Below are 15,516 nucleotides of genomic sequence, written 5' to 3' on the forward strand. Positions count from 1 at the left end.
GTCAGTCCACCACCGCGGCGACACCCTCGACCTCGACGAGCTGGTCGTCGTAGCCGAGGACGGTGACGCCCATCAGCGTGCTCGGGACGTCGTGGTCGCCCATCGCGGCGCGGACGACCCGCCACGCGGCGACGAGGTCCGCCTGGTCGGACGAGGCGACGAGGACCCGCGTGTGCAGGAGGTCGGCGAGCCCGGCGCCGGCGGCGACGAGCGCCGTCTCGAGGTTGGCCATGCACTGCGCCGCCTGCCCGCGGGGATCGCCGACGGCGACGGTCCGGCCGTCCTCGTCGAGCGGGCAGGCGCCGGCGAGGAAGACCGGTCGTGCTCCGGCCGGAGCCGTCGCGGCGTACGCGTACTCCGCGACGCTGCTGAGGCGGTCGGTCCGGATGAGCTGCACGGCGCTGGTCACCCGGCCAGCCTGGCACAACCGGGGCCGCGAGCAGTCGCAGGGACGGCTCGCGACCCCGGTTCGTGTCCGGACCCTCAGCGAGCGACGGGGTTCGGCATCCGCCCGGCCCGGATGAGGGACTCCGTCTGGGCGGACAGGTCCACCATCTGCAGGGTGTTCCGCAGCTGCAAGCGGTTCAGGCACGAGTGCTCGAAGTCCGGCACGCGCAGGTCGAGCGGCCGGGCGCGACCGACCGACGCCGCGTCCACGCACGATCCCACGAGCCGCCAGAACACCGCACCCGGCAGCACCCCGTCCTCGTCGAGGATCGCCGCCAGGTGCCGCAGCACCCCGTCGAACACGTCCGTGAACACGCCGAGCGCCGCCTCGTCGTCGTCCACGGGGTGGACGATCCGCTCGATCCCGGCGGGGACCGCGACGTCGCCGACGACGACCACCTCCTCACCGATGTCCTTCATGAACACCCGGGACACCACACCGTCGCGGAGGACGAGCACGAGGTTCTCGCCGTGCGGCATGAACAGCAGCTGGTGCTCGGTCAGGCAGTGCACGACCGGACGGAGGTACGCGTCGAGGTACCGTCCCACCCACGTGGCAGCGTCGAGACCGGACCGCTGCACGAGCGCGTCGGCGACCGACCGGCCACGGGCGTCCCGGTGCAGCAGGGCCGCCATCGTGACCGGACGCTCCCCCGGTGCCAGCCGCGGGACGGGGCTCTCGCGCCAGAGCGCCGCGAGCATCTTCCGCTGCGGCGCGCCCCGCTGCGCCGACCCCGACCTGATCCGGTGGTAGGCGTCCCCGGTGTACCCGACCGCGGCGTGCTCCCGGAGCACCCCGAAGCCGGCGTCGGCGAGCACCGGGTCGGCCGCGACCAGGCCGGCGACCCAGTCGTTCACCGCCGGCGTCGTGCGCATGTACCCGGGCGACATACCGCGCAGGAACCCCATGTTCTGCACGGCGAGCGCCGTCTTCACGTACGAGCGGCCCGGGGACGAGCGGTTGAGAGCCGTCCGGATCGACTGCTGGGGCTGGTGGTCGTCCGGCCCCTCGCCGAGGTCGACGAGGTCCTGCCGTCCGAGGTCCGGCGCGAAGGTGACGGCGATCCGGTGCTGCCACTGCCACGGGTGCACCGGGAACCACGTGTACGCGTCCGGGTCGAGCCCCCGGCGTTCGAGCGTGTCCCGGAACCGGTCGACCGTGGCGCCGTCGAGCTCGGCTGCCCAGTGCTGCTGCTCGGTGCGGTCCGCGGCGAGCGCCAGGTGCGTGTGCTCCCGTCGTGCGGCGAGCCACCGGTACCGGAACCGACCGCCCGACTCCGGTGCGTACGCCCGGTACTCGTCGAGGCCGAAGCCGATCCGGCCGTTCGCGGCGACGAACGCCGGGTGCCCCTCGGTCATCGCCGCCTCGGCGTCCTGGAACCCCGCGACGACGTCGCCGTCGGACCGTCCGTGAGCGAGTTGCGCCGCGGACGGTCCCCCGCGGCGGTGCTTCGCTGCGGCGGACGCCAGGGTCGAGGCGATCTCCTCCAGGTAGGTGCCGAGCAGGTCGTCGGGGATCCCGAGCTCGCGCTGCAGCCCGAGGACCAGCTGCTGCGCGTCGAGCGGCACCGGACCGCACGTCCCTCGGCGGCTGCGGGTCAGGGACGCCTCGTCGACCACCCAGTGCTCGAGGGCGTGCACCCGGGCGCGGAACCGGTAGGTCGAGTCCCCCGCGTCGAGCGCCCACGCGTCCCCGTCCGCGCGCGGTGCGACGAGCCGCTCGTGCGTGAACTCGGCGATCGCCTTCGCGACGAGGTGCCGCTGGGCCGGCTCCAGGTGCTCGGGCCGCAGGTGTGCTGCGGGCCCGTCGTCGTCGGGTACCCCGATCCGCTCGGTGTCGAGCACCGAGAGCAGCGCTCGCTTCCCGTCGACGTCGACCTCGCGGAGCGCTCGGAACCCGACCTCGGCGTTCTTCCGCTGCACCGCCGTGTTGCGGACGTCCGGTTCGACGACCACCCGTCGTGCACCGAGGGCGTCGCGGCAGTGCTCCACCACGGCCCGCACCACGGCGCTCGTCAACCCGTGCACCCGGCCGTCCGCGGGCGGTGGGGCGACGAGCAGGTGCATCCCGACGTCGCCGGGCTCCGCGTCCCACACGTCGGTGAGGAGCACGACGCCCGGGTCGTAGGTCTCCGCGTACGCGATCGGCTCGCCGCCCCACCGGAGCAGCCACCCCGCCTGCGCCGGGTCCTCCTGCACGTCCCGCAGGTACGTGCGGACGGCGTCGACGTCGTGGTCGGTCATCGCCCACCACGAGGACGCCGGGTGCCCGAGCCACCGCTGCACGAGCGCGGCGTCGCGGTCCGGGTCGACGGGGTGGACGGACGGGAGGCCCGTCGTCGCGTCCGCCGGCACGGCGACCGTCACCGGGGCGCTCACGCCGTCATCCCGGCCGTCGCGTCCCGGCGGTCCACCGCAGGGTCGTCGGCGCTCGCCGCGCTGCGGACGCTCGCCGCGCCGTCGGCGCTCGCCGCGGGGTCGGGGACCGGCCGCCCGCCGGGCAGGCCGAACTCCTGGAAGGCGATCCGTTCCTCCAGGCCGTGCACGGCGCGACCCGTGACGGACCGGATGATCGACGCGTTCCGCCACGCGCCCATGCCGAGGTCCGGGGCGGTCAGGCCGTGCGTGTGCTCCTCGGCGTTCTGCACCCAGATGCGACCACCCAGGGTGTCGATGTGCAGGTCGCGGGCGACCGCGAACCGTCCCCGGTCGTCACGGGCGACCAGGTGCTCGACGGGCGCGAGGAAGTCGGGCGTGCGCGGCCGGTACCCGGTCGCGAGGACGAGCCGGGCGACCTCGTGCTCCACCTCGGTGCCGAGCTGCCCGTGCCGGAGCGTCAGGCGGAACCGATCGCGGTCCGGCACCCAGTCGGCGGCGACGACGCTCGTGTCGGTGCGGAGCGTCGTGGGCACCGGCCCCCGGACGCTGATCCGGTAGAGCGTGTCGTACACCTCGTCGACCAGGTCGGCGCTGATCCCCTTGTACAGGCCGCGTTGCTCGCGGCCGAGCCGGTCACGCACCTCGCGGGGCAGGGCGTGGAAGTGGTCGGTGTACTCGGGGCTCGTCATCTCGAGCGTGAGCTTGGTGTCCTCCATCGGGAAGAACCGGGGCGAGCGGGTGATCCAGTCGAGGCGGTAGCCGCCGTCGCGGATGCCCTCGAGCAGGTCACGGTAGACCTCCGCCGCGGACTGCCCGCTGCCGACGACCGCGATCGAGTCGGCGCTGCGGAGGTCGTCCCGGGCGGGCAGGTACCCGGCGGAGTGCACCACCGGCCCGTCGAGGTCGCGGAGGGCGTCGGGGACCGCGGGCTCGGTGCCGATGCCGAGCACGACGTGCCTGGTGAGGTACCGCTCCGGTCCGTCGGCGGTCTCGGCGTGCACGGTGAAGAGGTCCGCGTCCGGGTCGTGCTCGACGGCCACCACGCGGCGACCCCACCGCAGGGTGTCGAGCCGCTCGGCCGCCCACCGGCAGTACGCGTCGTACTCGACGCGCAGGGGGTGGAAGTCCTCGCGGATGAAGAACGGGTAGAGCCGTCCGGTCTCCTTGAGCCACGCGAGGAACGAGTACGGCGAGGTCGGGTCGGCCATCGTGACGAGGTCGGCGAGGAAGGGGACCTGGATGGTGGCGTCGTCGAGCATCATGCCGTGGTGCCAGGCGAAGCCGTCGGCCCGGTCGAGGAACACGGCGTCGACGTCGGCGACCGGGTCGGTCAGGCAGGCGAGGCCGAGGTTGAACGGGCCGATGCCGATGCCGACCAGGTCGTGGACGGTGGTGCTCGTGCTCGTGCTCGTGCTGGTCGTCATCGGTCCGCTCCCGTCGTCGGAGCGCCGAGGGCGCCGGCGTGGGCGCGGCCGCGGACCCGCTCATCGTGCAGCCGCGCGGCGGTCGCGACCACGTGGTCCAGCGACGCGACGACCTGGTCGACGGTGGTCTCGGGGTTCAACAGCGTGAGCTTGCTGGTCGGCCGACCGTCGACGACCGTCTTCGCGACGAGCACCCGCCCCTCCGCGAGGAGTGTCGCGCGCAGCGGTCCCACGAGGGCGTCCGCGTCGACGTCGGACACGCCGTCCGGCTGCCAGCGGAACAGCACCGTGCTGAGCTGGGTCGGCGCGACGAGCACCAGGTCCGGGTGCCGCCGGACGTGGTCGTGCACGCGCTCGGCGACGTCGAGCACCCGGTCGAAGGCCCGCCCGATCGCCGGACCGCCGCTCGCCCGGAGCGTCGTCCAGAGCTTCAGCGCGTCGAAGCGCCGCGTGGTCTGGAGCGACTTGTCGACCTGGTTCGGCTCGTCGGCGTCCTCGGGGTTGAGGTAGTCGGCGTGCCACGAGGCACGACGGAGGTCGGCCGGGTCACGGACGAGCAGGGCACTCGACGACACCGGCTGGAAGAACGACTTGTGGAAGTCCGCCGTGACGCTCCTGGCGCGCTCGATGCCGTCCAGCAGGTGCCGTCGGGTCGGGGACACGAGCAGTCCGCACCCGTAGGCGGCGTCCACGTGGAGCCAGACGTCCTCGAGGTCGCACACGTCGGCGATCGGCTCGAGCGGGTCGATGCAGCCGCGGTCGGTCGTCCCCGCGGTGGCGACGACGGCCATCGGCGTCAGCCCCGCACGTCGGGCATCGGCGATCGCGTGGGCGAGGTCGTCCGGACGCATCCGGCCGGCGGCGTCGGTGGCGACGTCGACGACCGCGCGTTCGGGGAGCCCGAGGACCATCGCCGACCGCCGGACGCTGAAGTGGCTGGACACGGTGGCGAACACGACGAGGTCGTCGAGCGCGGGACCGCGGCCGGCGGCCCGGGTCGCCGCCTGGCGTGCCAGGAGCAGGGCGTGCAGGTTCGACTGCGTGCCGCCGGAGGTGAAGACCCCGTCACCGGCGGTGAAGCCGATCGTGTCGGTGACCCACGAGACGACCCGGCGTTCGACCTCGGTGCCGATCCGCGACTGGTCCCAGGTGTCCACCGAGGTGTTGACGGCGGCGAGCACCGCCTCGGCGGCCACCGCGGGGACGGCGACGGGGCAGTTCAGGTGCGCCAGGTAGCCGGGGTCGTGGAACCAGACGGCCTCGGCCGTGACGAGGTCGTCGACCTCGTCGACCGCGGCCTCGGCAGAACCGAGCGGCCGGTCGAGGTCGACGGCGGCGACGCGGTCGCGGAGGACGGCCGCGGGGGTGTCGGTGGTCGGGGTCGTGACGGCCGCCAGGCGGGTCGCGGTCCGGTCGACGGCACCGCCGACGACCGTTCGGTACCGGTCGGCACGGTCGGACGTGAGGATCTCGAGCAGTGGTTGCGTGCTGTTCACGTTAGGTAAGCCTAACCTTACTCGGGGCAGACAGAACAGCACGGTGGGGGAAGAACGCTCGGTCGGCCCGGACTGTCCCCCGGGTCGCACACGACTACCGTTGGACCGTGCCCACCCCGCCGTCCCCCGCGACCGTCGCGGTGATCGGCGCCGGCCAGGCCGGCCTGTCGGCCGCGCACCACCTGGTCGCCCGCGGCTTCGCCCCCGTCGGGCTCGACACCGCTCCGACCGCTCCGACGGCTCCGACGGCTCCGAGCGTCGTCGTGCTCGACGCCGGGGACCGCCCCGGCGGCGCCTGGCAGCACCGCTGGGAGTCGCTCCGGATGCGCACGGTGAACGGCATCTTCGCGCTGCCCGGCATGCCGCTGCCGGAGACCGACCAGGAGGAGCCGAGCCGCTCCGCGGTCCCCCGCTACTTCGCGGCGTACGAGGAGCACGAGCGCCTGCCGGTCCACCGCCCCGTGCACGTCCGCGCCGTGCGGTCCCCGGCCGGGACCACCGACGGCCCGCTCACGATCGAGACCGACCGCGGCGACTGGCGGGTGTCCGCCGTGGTGAACGCGACCGGCACGTGGGACACACCGGTCGTCCCGGAGGTGCCCGGCGCGGAGCGCTTCCTCGGCGAGCAGCTGCACAGCCGCGAGTACGTCGCCGCCGAGCGGTTCCGGGGCCGCCGGGTCGCCGTCGTGGGCGGGGGCATCTCCGCTGTGCAGCTCCTCGAGGAGATCAGCCGCGTGACCGACACCGTCTGGTACACGCGCCGCGATCCGGTGTTCCTGCCCGGCGCGTTCGTGCACGAGCTCGACGGCGTCGACGTCGAGCGCCGGGTCGCCGCGGACGTCGCCGCGGGCCGTGTCCCGGGCAGCATCGTCTCGTACACGGGCTTGCTCTGGACCGACTACGCCGTCGCCGCCCGGGAGCGCGGCGTGCTCGAGCGTCGACCGATGTTCACCGGCATGACGCCCCACGGCGTGGTCGAGGCGGACGGGTCGTCCACCTCGGTCGACGTCGTGCTCTGGGCCACCGGTTTCCGGGCCGCGCTCGACCACCTCGACCCGCTCGGTCTGCGCGGACCGTCGGGCGGCATCGCGATGGTCGGGACCCGCGTGGCGTCCGACCCGCGCGTCCACCTGGTCGGGTACGGACCGTCGCAGTCGACGATCGGCGCGAACCGCGCCGGTCGGGCGGCCGCCCGCGAGATCGCGCGCCTGGTCGACGGACGCATGGCGCCGACGGACTGAGCGGGCACCGGACGGGAGGCGCGGTGCGGGCCGGTCCCGCGCCTCCCGTCCGTCGCGCCGACCGACCGGGCGCCGGACCGGCACCGGTCCGCGTTCAGGACGCCGTCACGAGGGGCGGCAGCGGCCGCTCGGTGTCGGCGACCTGCGTCATGCGCGCCGCGAGCTTCCGGAGGGGTGTCCCGAGCAGGACCGCGTCGGCCGCTCGCCGGGCCGCCAGTCCGACCCGGCTCCGCGGGTAGGCGAAGCGGATCATGCCGTCCGGGATCCCCTGCACGTCATCGACGAGGGGCCGCATCCAGTCGTCGAACGACGTCAGCGCACGGTCGACCGTCGCACGGTCGAGCGGCTCGGTGACGATGTCGCGGTCCACGGCCGCGCCGTCCACGGCCCCGACCACCGAAGCGGCGAGGACGTACCCGCCCGTGAGCGCGAGGGACGCGCCGCCACCACCCATGGCTGTGACGCACCACGCGGCGTCGCCGACCAGGGCGACGCGTCCACGCCGCCAGGACGGCATCCGGATCTGCGTGAGCCGGTCGACGTAGAGGTCGTCGGTGGCCGCGAACCCCTCGAGCACGCGGTCGGTCTCCCACCCGACCCCCTCGTACCGCCGGCATAGGGCGTCGACGAGGTCGCCGCGGTCGCGGTCGTCGAGGTCGTCCTCCCCGGCGTACGCGAGGATCGCGCGGGTCGTCCCGTACGGGTCCGGCCGGAGGTGCACCTGCCGACCCCCGACCGCGGTGTACCACCGCCACCGGTCGTCGTCGTCCGCGGTGCGGGGGATCGTGCCGAACGCCATCGTCACGCCGAGGTCCCGGGGGTCCACGTCGCCCGGTCCGGTGAAGACCAGGTCACGCGTGGACGAGCGCACACCCTCGGCGACGACCAGCAGGTCGGCGTCGAGCCGTCGTCGGCCGGTCGTGACGACGGTGACGGCGTCCTCGCGGTCGGTCACGGCGGCGACGGTGTCGCCGTAGAGGACCTCGACCCCGTCGGGCAGGTCGTCGAGCAGGATCCGCGCGAGGTCCCCGCGGAGGACCTCGAGCTCGGCGGTCGCGCCGTCCGGCCCGTCGCTCGGGAGCTCGGCGCGGACCGAGCCGTCCTGCCGGACGAGCACCGTGCCGGTCTCGGTGGTGTTCGCCGCACGGACCGCGTCGACGAGGCCCATCCGCTCGAGCACCTCGTGGGCCACCCCGCGGACGTCGACGTTCTGGCCGCCGGTCCGGAAGGACGGCGCGCGTTCGACGACCGTGACCTCCCACCCGGTGCGGCGCAGCCACCAGGCGGCGGACAGACCTGCGATGCTCGCTCCGGAGATCACTGCGTGTGGTGCGGACATGTCCTGCTCCTCGGGATGGGGTGTCGGACGACCGTCCGGCCGCCGTGCTTTACAGTGAAGCAACTTGACTGTGGAGGAAGCTGGATGGACGTCGACCCGCTCGACACCGCGTGGACCGACGTCGAGGTCGCCGTGATGCAACGGCTCCGGGACTGGGCCGTCGCGTTCGACGAGCTCAACCGGCACCTCGGCGCCTGGGTGGACTTGACCCCCTCCGACGCGAACGCCCTTGGCCAGGTGCTCTGGGCCGAGCGCGCGGGGGAACCGCTGTCCCCCGCGGAGCTCGCGCGACGGATCGGGATGACGTCCGGCGCGACCTCGGTGCTCGTCGACCGGCTCGAGGCCGCCGGACACGTCACCCGCCACCGGGAGAGCACGGACCGGCGACGGGTCACGCTCCGGACGACCGAGCGGGCCCGGCGTGCGAACGCGGCGTTCCTCGGGTTCGCCGGCCACGAGATCGCCGGGACGCTGCGCGCGACGGAGCCGGACGACGCCCGGGCGGCACTGGCGTTCCTCGACCGGATGACGGGCGCGGCGACGACGGCGAACGCGCGGCTGGCGCAGCGTGCGCGGACCGGCGGCTGACGGGACCCGGACCGAGACGACGAAACCCCCGCCGAGCCGGAGCTCGACGGGGGTTCGTGTCGTGTGTGACCCCAGCGGGATTCGAACCCGCGTTACCGCCGTGAGAGGGCGACGTACTAGGCCGCTATACGATGGGGCCGTGGTCTCCGCGGACGGAGCACACGTGTTGTCGGACTCGGAGGCAAGCCACCTGTGGTGACCCCAGCGGGATTCGAACCCGCGTTACCGCCGTGAGAGGGCGACGTACTAGGCCGCTATACGATGGGGCCGTTCCGACAACCCGATAAGTATGGCACAGCAGTGCCGCGCTGCCAAAACGAGGCGTGTCGCCCGGGTGTGCCGCCTCAGAGCGCGAGCGTCTCGCCGGGCCGGAGCACCACGAGCTCCCCCTCGCCGAGCGCCTCGCGCTGGCGGTCGATGTGCATCCCGAGGCCGACCTCGGACAGCGTCGCCTCGTGGACCGGGAAGGCACGACGGGGCGCGACGGCGGCGATCCAGTCCATCATCTCCCCCACCTTCAACCACGGGGCACCGACGGGAGCGGCCAGGACCTCGACCGGGACACCGGGGACCGTGTACGCGTCGCCCGGGTGGAACAGCCGGCCGTCCACGAGCACACCGGTGTTGTCGACGACCGGCACGGAGGCGTGGATGACGTTGTGGCGCGTGCCGTGGAAGTCGAGCGCGAACGGCCCGATCGTGCGGTGGTCGCCGTCGGTGACGACGTCCACCGGGATGCCGGCCGCGCCCAGCGCGTCGGCGACGCCCGCCGGCCCGAGCACGACCGCGTCGGGGTTCCGGTCGAGGATCCCCCGCACCTGCTCGGGCGTGACGTGGTCGGGGTGTGCGTGCGTGACGACCACGGCGACGACCCCGGTCACGTCGACCGGACGGGTGAAGCCGCCCGGGTCGAGGACGAGGCGGGCGTCGTCCGCGGTGACGACCTGGCAGGCGTGCTCGAGCTTGGCGACCTCCATGCGGGCGACCCTACGCGCCGGCGACGTCGCCGTCGCGCCGTACCTCCGACGGACGGCCCGTCGGGGTCGCACCGCGTCCGTCCCCGGGTCCGGCCACGGCCCGCGGTCCGACCCGACCCAGCGCGGGCCCCGCCGCCCCGATGCCGTCCACCACGCCGGTCGCCGCGGCGTGCCGCCGGAGCACGGCCACCCGCCACCGGTCGAGCACCACCACCGCGACGACGCAGACGAGCAGCACCAGCGCCCACCCGAGCGCCGGCCGACCGGTGACCTCGCACGCCACCGTCACGCCGAGGAACAGGAGCCCGAAGGTGCCGGCGAAGCCGATCGCCTCCTCGATCCGCGCGGTCGGCCGCCGCGGTGCGCGCTGGGCCACGTCGCTCAGCCCTTCACGCCGCCGGCGGTGAGGCCCGCCACGATCCGCCGCTGGAACACGAGCACGAGGACGACGAGCGGGATCGTGACGATCGTGCCCGCCGCCATCACCGCGGTGTACGGCTCCTGGTGCGGCTGCGACCCGGCGAACGACGCGATGGCGACGGTGACCGGCTGGGTGGCGTCCGAGGACAGCTGGGAGGAGATGAGGTACTCGTTCCAGCTCGAGATGAACGCGAGGATCGCGGTGGTGAACACGGCCGGGGCGGCCAGCGGCATGATGATCCGCCGGAACGCCTGGATCCGGGTGCACCCGTCGATGCGGGCGGCCTCCTCGAGGTCCCACGGCATCTCGCGGAAGAAGCTCGCGAGCGTGTAGACCGTCAGCGGCAGCACGAACGAGATGCTCGGCAGGATGAGCGCCTGGTACGTACCCATCCACCCGATGTCCGTGAAGAGCTGGAACAGCGGGGAGATGAGCGCGACGCCCGGGAACATCGACGCGGCCAGGATGGCGCCCGCGATGAGCGACTTCCCCCGGAACTCGAGCCGGGCCAGCGCGTACGCGGCGCTCGTGCCGACGAGCAGCGCGATGACCGTCACGACCCCGCCGATGAGCAGGCTGTTCAGCAGCGCCCGGCCGAGGTGGTTGCCGAGGGCGGTCGAGAACGCCGTCGTGTAGTTGTCGAGCGTGACGTGCGTCGGCCACGGGGTGGCGTCGAAGGTGAAGCCGACGTCGCGGAAGCTCGTGACGACCATCCAGTAGAACGGCAGCAGGCACCACACGGCGATGACCACGGCCTGGATGGCGGTGCGGAACTTCTGCCCGGTGTGCCGCTGGACCCGCACGTCGGCACGGTCGGCTGCACGCTCACGGGGGTTCGGGACCGCTCGGGGACGGTCGGCTGCGATGGTCACTTGAGCTCACCCTTCTGCTGGGCGGCCTGGGTCTGCACGACGTTCGCGCCGAGGAACCGGACGAAGACGAACGCGACGACGAAGATCACCAGGAACGTGATGGTGGAGAGGGCCGACGCGGAGTTGAACCCCTGCCGGATCTGGTCGACGACGAGGATGGACAGCGTCGTCGTCGCGTTGCCGGAGCCACCGCCGCCGCCCGTCAGGATCGCCGGCAGGTCGTACATGCGCAGGGCGTCCAGCACGCGGAAGAGCACGGCGACCATGAGCGCGGGCTTCACGAGCGGCAGCGTGATGTTCCAGAACCGCTGCATCGTCGAGGCACCGTCCATCTTCGCGGCCTCGTAGACCTCGTCGGGGATGAGCTGCAGGCCAGCCAGGATGAGCAGCGCCATGAAGGGCGTCGTCTTCCAGGTGTCCGCGATGATGACCGCCCAGCGGGAGGCCCACTCGCCGCTCGTCCAGAGGACCTGCTGGCCGAGCACGTGGTTGAGCACGCCGTTCGCGTCGAAGATGAAGTACCAGAGCTTCGCGGTGACGGCGGTGGGGATGGCCCACGGCACCAGGATCGCGGCACGGACGAGGGCGCGGCCCTTGAAGTCGCGGTTCATGATGATCGCCATCCAGACGCCGATGACGGTCTCGAGGGCGACGGTCACGACCGTGAAGAAGAACGTGTTGCCCATCGACACCCAGAACTGGGAGCCGAGGCTGCCGGGCGGGCAGGTGGTGGTGCCGCACTGCTGGCCGAGCCAGTGCACGTAGTTCGTGATGCCGGCGAAGCCGCCCTGCACGAACAGGCCGGTCGCCTTGTCGAGGCCCTGGTCGAGCTGGAACGACTGGACGACGGCGCTGACGACGGGGTAGCCGATGACGACGGCGAGGAGCACGATCGTCGGGCCGATCAGGTACACGGCCCAGCGGCCGTGCTCGGCGTTCAGGCCGCCGCGGCGGCGCTTCGGCTCCGTGCCGGTGGGATCGGGGATCGCTGCGGGGATCTCGGTTGCTGCTGACACTTCGACGGCCTCCTCGGGCGGGTGTCGGGACGCAGGAAGGGGCGGACGGGAGGCGCGGGGCGGGACGGTCCCGCGCCTCCAGTCCGGCACGTGGTCGCGACTAGTTGCCGCTGCTGGTGGCCGACTGCAGGGCCGCCTGCATGTCCTTCACGGCTTCGTCGACGCTCTTCGAGCCCTTCAGCGCGGCGTAGCTGTTGTCCTGGATCGCCTTCGTCACGGCCGGGTAGAACGGCGTGACCGGACGCGGCTCGGCCGACTCGATCGACTTCAGGAGCGTCGGCAGGTACGGCAGCTTGCTCGTGAGCTCGGAGTCGGTGTAGAGGTCGCCGACGACCGGGGCGAGCGAGCCCTGGGTCGCGAAGAACTTCTGCGTGTCGTTCGAGATCAGGAACTCGAGGAAGTCGTGCGCCGTCGCCTTGTGCTTCGAGTACACGCTGATCGCCGCGTTGTGCCCGCCGAGGGTCGAGGCACCGACACCGTCCTTGCCGGGCAGCGGAGCGATCCCGAACGTGTCCTTGACCTTCGACGACCCGTCGGTCTTGGCGAGGTTGTAGACGTACGGCCAGTTGCGCAGGAACAGCAGCTTGCCGTCCTCGAACGCGGTGCGGCCCTGCTCCTCCTGGTAGGTGATCGCCTCGGCGGGGATGTTGCCGTCCTTGAACGCGTCGACGAGGTTCTGCAGACCGGCCTTCGCGGCCGTGGTGTCGACGTCGGGTGCGCCGTCCTTACCGAGGATCGAGCCGCCGCCGCCGTTGATGGCCTCGGAGGCGTTCACCGTGAGGCCCTCGTACTTCGCGAACTGCCCCGCGTAGCAGCCGATGCCGGCCTGCTTCGCGATGTCGCAGTCCTGCATCATCTCGTCCCACGTCGTCGGGGGCGTCTTGACGAGGTCCTTGCGGTAGTAGAGGAGTCCGCCGTCGGAGGTCTGCGGCGCCGCGTAGAGCGTGTCGTTGTAGGTCGCCGTCTTCACGGTGGACGGCAGGAGCTTCGAGGTGTCGATCGCCATCGAGCCGGTCAGCGGGGTGAGCCAGCTCTTCGCGGCGAACTCGGCGGTCCAGACGACGTCGACGTCGACCACGTCGTAGTTCTCGTCCTTGGCCTGGAAGTGCTGCACGAGGTCGTCGTGCTGCTGGTCGGCCTGGTCGGACTGCTCCTTGAACGTGACCTTCTCGTCCGGGTGGGCGGCGTTCCACTTCTCGATCAGCGGTCGCACGACGTTCGAGTTGTCCTTGCCCTGGACGTAGGTGATCGGACCGCGGCTGTCCTGGCCGCTCTTCGCGTCGTCCGTGTTCGCGGCACCGCCGGCCGAGCAACCGGTCAGCACGAGGCCGACGGCGGCGAGCCCGGCGACGGAGGCGAGGCGCACCTTGGTGCGGGTTGTGTTCACAGCGTTGTCTCCTCATCGAGATCACCAGGGAGGACGCCGTCCGCACGCGGACGGCGACCGCCTGGAGCAGGCGACGCTGCCTGCTGGAGGAGGAAGCTACGCCCGCTCGCGACGGCTCCGCAACCGGTCGCCGCGAAGTCGTGACCGGCTCGTGACCACGGCACCGCGGACGCCTTTCCCCTGGTGAGCGCTCACTCGGCGTCGCTCGTGCGCACGCTCCCGCATCCACCCGCGTGCCGGCCCGCGGTGGGGGCGGCGCTGCGGGGTTCCGCACCGTCCCCGCCTCCGTCGACCGCCGACGTTGTCCGGCAGCCCCGAGGGCCGTAGCGTCCCCGACCATGGCCACCACCACCGCCACCGTCGCCCTGCCCGGGCCCCGTCGGGTCGTCCGGGTCGACCTCGACGCGCCGCTGCCCGAGCTCGTCGCCGACGATGCCGGGTCGTCCGCCCTGGTCGTCGGGTACCGCGCCGGCCACCCCGTCTGCACGGCCGACGTGGCACTCACCGCCGACCCGGCCGACGCCGCACGCGTCCTCGCCCCCCTCGTCGGCACCGCGGGCGCCCCGCACCGGACGCCCCGCGTGGTGCCGGACGACGCACTGCCCTCGATCTCGGTCGTGGTCTCGACCGTCGTCGACCGGGTCGAGGACCTCGGTCGGCTGCTCGACGTGCTCGAGCACCTCGACTACCCCCGGCACGAGGTCGTCGTGGTCGACAACCGCGTCCGCGTGCCCGCCGACGACCCGCTGCCCGCCGTGCTCGCGGGGCGGGACGTCCGGCTCGTCACGGAACGGCGGCCCGGGCTCTCCGCCGGACGGAACGCCGGCGTGGCCGCCTCGCACGGTGACGTCGTCGCCTTCACCGACGACGACGTGCAGGTCGACGCGGGGTGGCTCCGCGCCCTCGGCGAGCGCTTCGCCACCGAACCCGGGCTCGACGCGGTGAGCGGCGTGATCCTGCCGACCGAGCTCGCGACGCCCGCGCAGGTCTGGTACGAGGCGTACTACGGCGGGTTCAGCGGCGAACGCACCTTCGACCCGGTGACGATCGTGCCCGACGACGTCCCGGGGACGATGCGGCACGCGCAGGTCGCCGCCGTGCGCCCCGACGGCAGCGTGCGCGGCCGCTTCCCGGTCTACGGCATCGGGGCGTACGGCGCCGGGGCCAACATGGCGTTCCGGCGCGAGCTGCTCGAGGTCGTGGGCGGGTTCGACACCACCCTCGGTGCCGGCTCCCCCGCACGCGGTGGCGAGGACCTCGCGATGTTCGTCGAGACGCTGTGGCGCGGCGGGCGGGTCGGCTTCGAACCAACGGCGGTCGTGCACCACCGGCACCGCCGCACCGTCGAGGCCCTGCACGCGCAGCTCCGCGGCAACGGCGTCGGCTACACGGCGCTGCTCTGCGCGCTCGTCGCACGGGACCGACGGCACCTCGCCGTCCTCGCACGCCTCGTCCCGCTCGCCGCGGGCCGGAAGGTCCGCGGCGTCGTGGCCACCCTCCGACGCGGTCGCGGGACCGACGACGCAGCCGGCGCTGCTGCTGCCGCGGCGCCCGTCGCCGTGGTCCCGGTGCCGCGGTCGCTGGCGTACCACGAGTTCCGGGGGTTCCCGGCGGGTCCGGCCGCGTGGGTGCGGAGTCGGCGACGGTGGCGTGACGTGGAGTCCGGCCGGTTCCCGACCCGCTGATCCTCCCGCCGCCCGGTCGGTCGTCCCCCTAGGATCGAGGGGCGATCCGGCGACCGCGCGCCGGGCACGAGGAGGACGCATGCTGCCGGGCACCGACACCGACACCACGACCTGCGTGTGCGGCCACCAGCAGGAGGCGCACGAGCACTACCGTCCCGGAACCGACTGCGCCCTCTGCGACTGCCCGCGGTTCCGCCGCCGGCGCTGACAGCGTCGCAAGGGGAGGCGTGCGGGAAACCGCCGC

The 15,516-nt window shown here is 73.2% G+C and carries 13 protein-coding genes and 2 tRNA genes; 3 read left to right on the plus strand and 12 right to left on the minus strand.

The genetic code is table 11. The features are described 5' to 3' along the window. Window position 1: 1 nt before the first annotated feature. The 4 genes from AB0N84_RS14195 to AB0N84_RS14210 all read right to left on the minus strand — a co-directional run bounded on the left by AB0N84_RS14195 (window position 2) and on the right by AB0N84_RS14210 (window position 5,746). Window positions 2-409 (minus strand): RidA family protein, encoded by a 408-nt coding sequence (locus tag AB0N84_RS14195; RefSeq protein WP_363547408.1) that lies wholly within the window; start codon window positions 407-409, stop codon window positions 2-4. Window positions 410-483: 74 nt separating this feature from the next. Continuing rightward, window positions 484-2,826 (minus strand): GNAT family N-acetyltransferase, encoded by a 2,343-nt coding sequence (locus AB0N84_RS14200; protein ID WP_363547411.1) that lies wholly within the window; start codon window positions 2,824-2,826, stop codon window positions 484-486. Further along, entirely contained in the window at window positions 2,823-4,250 is a 1,428-nt protein-coding gene (locus AB0N84_RS14205; protein WP_363547414.1) for a SidA/IucD/PvdA family monooxygenase, read from the minus strand. The genes AB0N84_RS14200 and AB0N84_RS14205 overlap by 4 nt, the downstream gene beginning before the upstream one ends. Continuing rightward, window positions 4,247-5,746, minus strand: coding sequence for a pyridoxal-dependent decarboxylase (locus tag AB0N84_RS14210; RefSeq protein ID WP_363547417.1), 1,500 nt, complete (start codon window positions 5,744-5,746; stop codon window positions 4,247-4,249). Before AB0N84_RS14210 ends, AB0N84_RS14205 begins: the two co-directional genes overlap by 4 nt. Window positions 5,747-5,853: 107 nt before the next feature. Between AB0N84_RS14210 and AB0N84_RS14215 the strand changes: the two genes are divergently transcribed. Next, window positions 5,854-6,987 (plus strand): NAD(P)-binding domain-containing protein, encoded by a 1,134-nt coding sequence (locus AB0N84_RS14215; RefSeq protein ID WP_363547421.1) that lies wholly within the window; start codon window positions 5,854-5,856, stop codon window positions 6,985-6,987. Window positions 6,988-7,081: 94 nt separating this feature from the next. Here the strand turns inward: AB0N84_RS14215 and AB0N84_RS14220 are convergent, their stop codons facing one another. Beyond that, a complete protein-coding gene (locus AB0N84_RS14220; protein WP_363547424.1) occupies window positions 7,082-8,326 on the minus strand; it encodes an FAD-dependent monooxygenase in 1,245 nt (414 codons plus the stop codon). A gap of 84 nt (window positions 8,327-8,410) precedes the next feature. On the opposite strand from AB0N84_RS14220, the gene AB0N84_RS14225 reads away from it, so the two are divergent. Continuing rightward, window positions 8,411-8,914 (plus strand): MarR family transcriptional regulator, encoded by a 504-nt coding sequence (locus tag AB0N84_RS14225; RefSeq protein ID WP_363547427.1) that lies wholly within the window; start codon window positions 8,411-8,413, stop codon window positions 8,912-8,914. A gap of 66 nt (window positions 8,915-8,980) precedes the next feature. Here the strand turns inward: AB0N84_RS14225 and AB0N84_RS14230 are convergent. From AB0N84_RS14230 to AB0N84_RS14260, 7 genes are all read right to left on the minus strand, one after another. After that, window positions 8,981-9,053: transfer RNA gene (locus tag AB0N84_RS14230), tRNA-Glu, on the minus strand. 54 nt (window positions 9,054-9,107) lie between these two features. Then, window positions 9,108-9,183 (minus strand) — tRNA-Glu (locus AB0N84_RS14235). Window positions 9,184-9,258: 75 nt separating this feature from the next. Then, window positions 9,259-9,891, minus strand: coding sequence for an MBL fold metallo-hydrolase (locus AB0N84_RS14240; RefSeq protein WP_363547430.1), 633 nt, complete (start codon window positions 9,889-9,891; stop codon window positions 9,259-9,261). Window positions 9,892-9,901: 10 nt separating this feature from the next. Next, window positions 9,902-10,267 (minus strand): hypothetical protein, encoded by a 366-nt coding sequence (locus tag AB0N84_RS14245; protein ID WP_363547433.1) that lies wholly within the window; start codon window positions 10,265-10,267, stop codon window positions 9,902-9,904. Between the two features lie 5 nt (window positions 10,268-10,272). Then, entirely contained in the window at window positions 10,273-11,115 is an 843-nt protein-coding gene (locus AB0N84_RS14250) for a carbohydrate ABC transporter permease (RefSeq protein WP_363547458.1), read from the minus strand. Window positions 11,116-11,180: 65 nt separating this feature from the next. Further along, window positions 11,181-12,170 (minus strand): sugar ABC transporter permease, encoded by a 990-nt coding sequence (locus AB0N84_RS14255; RefSeq protein ID WP_363547461.1) that lies wholly within the window; start codon window positions 12,168-12,170, stop codon window positions 11,181-11,183. Between the two features lie 130 nt (window positions 12,171-12,300). Beyond that, window positions 12,301-13,524, minus strand: a complete 1,224-nt coding sequence (locus tag AB0N84_RS14260) for an ABC transporter substrate-binding protein (RefSeq protein ID WP_223246512.1) — start codon at window positions 13,522-13,524, stop codon at window positions 12,301-12,303. Window positions 13,525-13,925: 401 nt separating this feature from the next. On the opposite strand from AB0N84_RS14260, the gene AB0N84_RS14265 reads away from it, so the two are divergent. Beyond that, window positions 13,926-15,272 carry a glycosyltransferase gene (locus AB0N84_RS14265; RefSeq protein ID WP_363547436.1) on the plus strand — a complete coding sequence of 449 codons (1,347 nt, stop codon included), beginning with the start codon at window positions 13,926-13,928 and terminating at the stop codon, window positions 15,270-15,272. Window positions 15,273-15,516 lie beyond the last annotated feature (244 nt).

Source organism: Curtobacterium sp. NPDC089185 (assembly GCF_040685235.1).
GTDB classification, from domain to species: domain Bacteria; phylum Actinomycetota; class Actinomycetes; order Actinomycetales; family Microbacteriaceae; genus Curtobacterium; species Curtobacterium citri.

Coding starts and splice junctions, on each gene's coding strand:
- AB0N84_RS14240 (WP_363547430.1), bottom strand. CDS start 9,891: ATGGAGGTCGCCAAGCTCGAGCACGCCTGCCAGGTCGTCACCGCGGAC.
- AB0N84_RS14205 (WP_363547414.1), bottom strand. CDS start 4,250: ATGACGACCAGCACGAGCACGAGCACGAGCACCACCGTCCACGACCTG.
- AB0N84_RS14265 (WP_363547436.1), top strand. CDS start 13,926: ATGGCCACCACCACCGCCACCGTCGCCCTGCCCGGGCCCCGTCGGGTC.
- AB0N84_RS14225 (WP_363547427.1), top strand. CDS start 8,411: ATGGACGTCGACCCGCTCGACACCGCGTGGACCGACGTCGAGGTCGCC.
- AB0N84_RS14220 (WP_363547424.1), bottom strand. CDS start 8,326: ATGTCCGCACCACACGCAGTGATCTCCGGAGCGAGCATCGCAGGTCTG.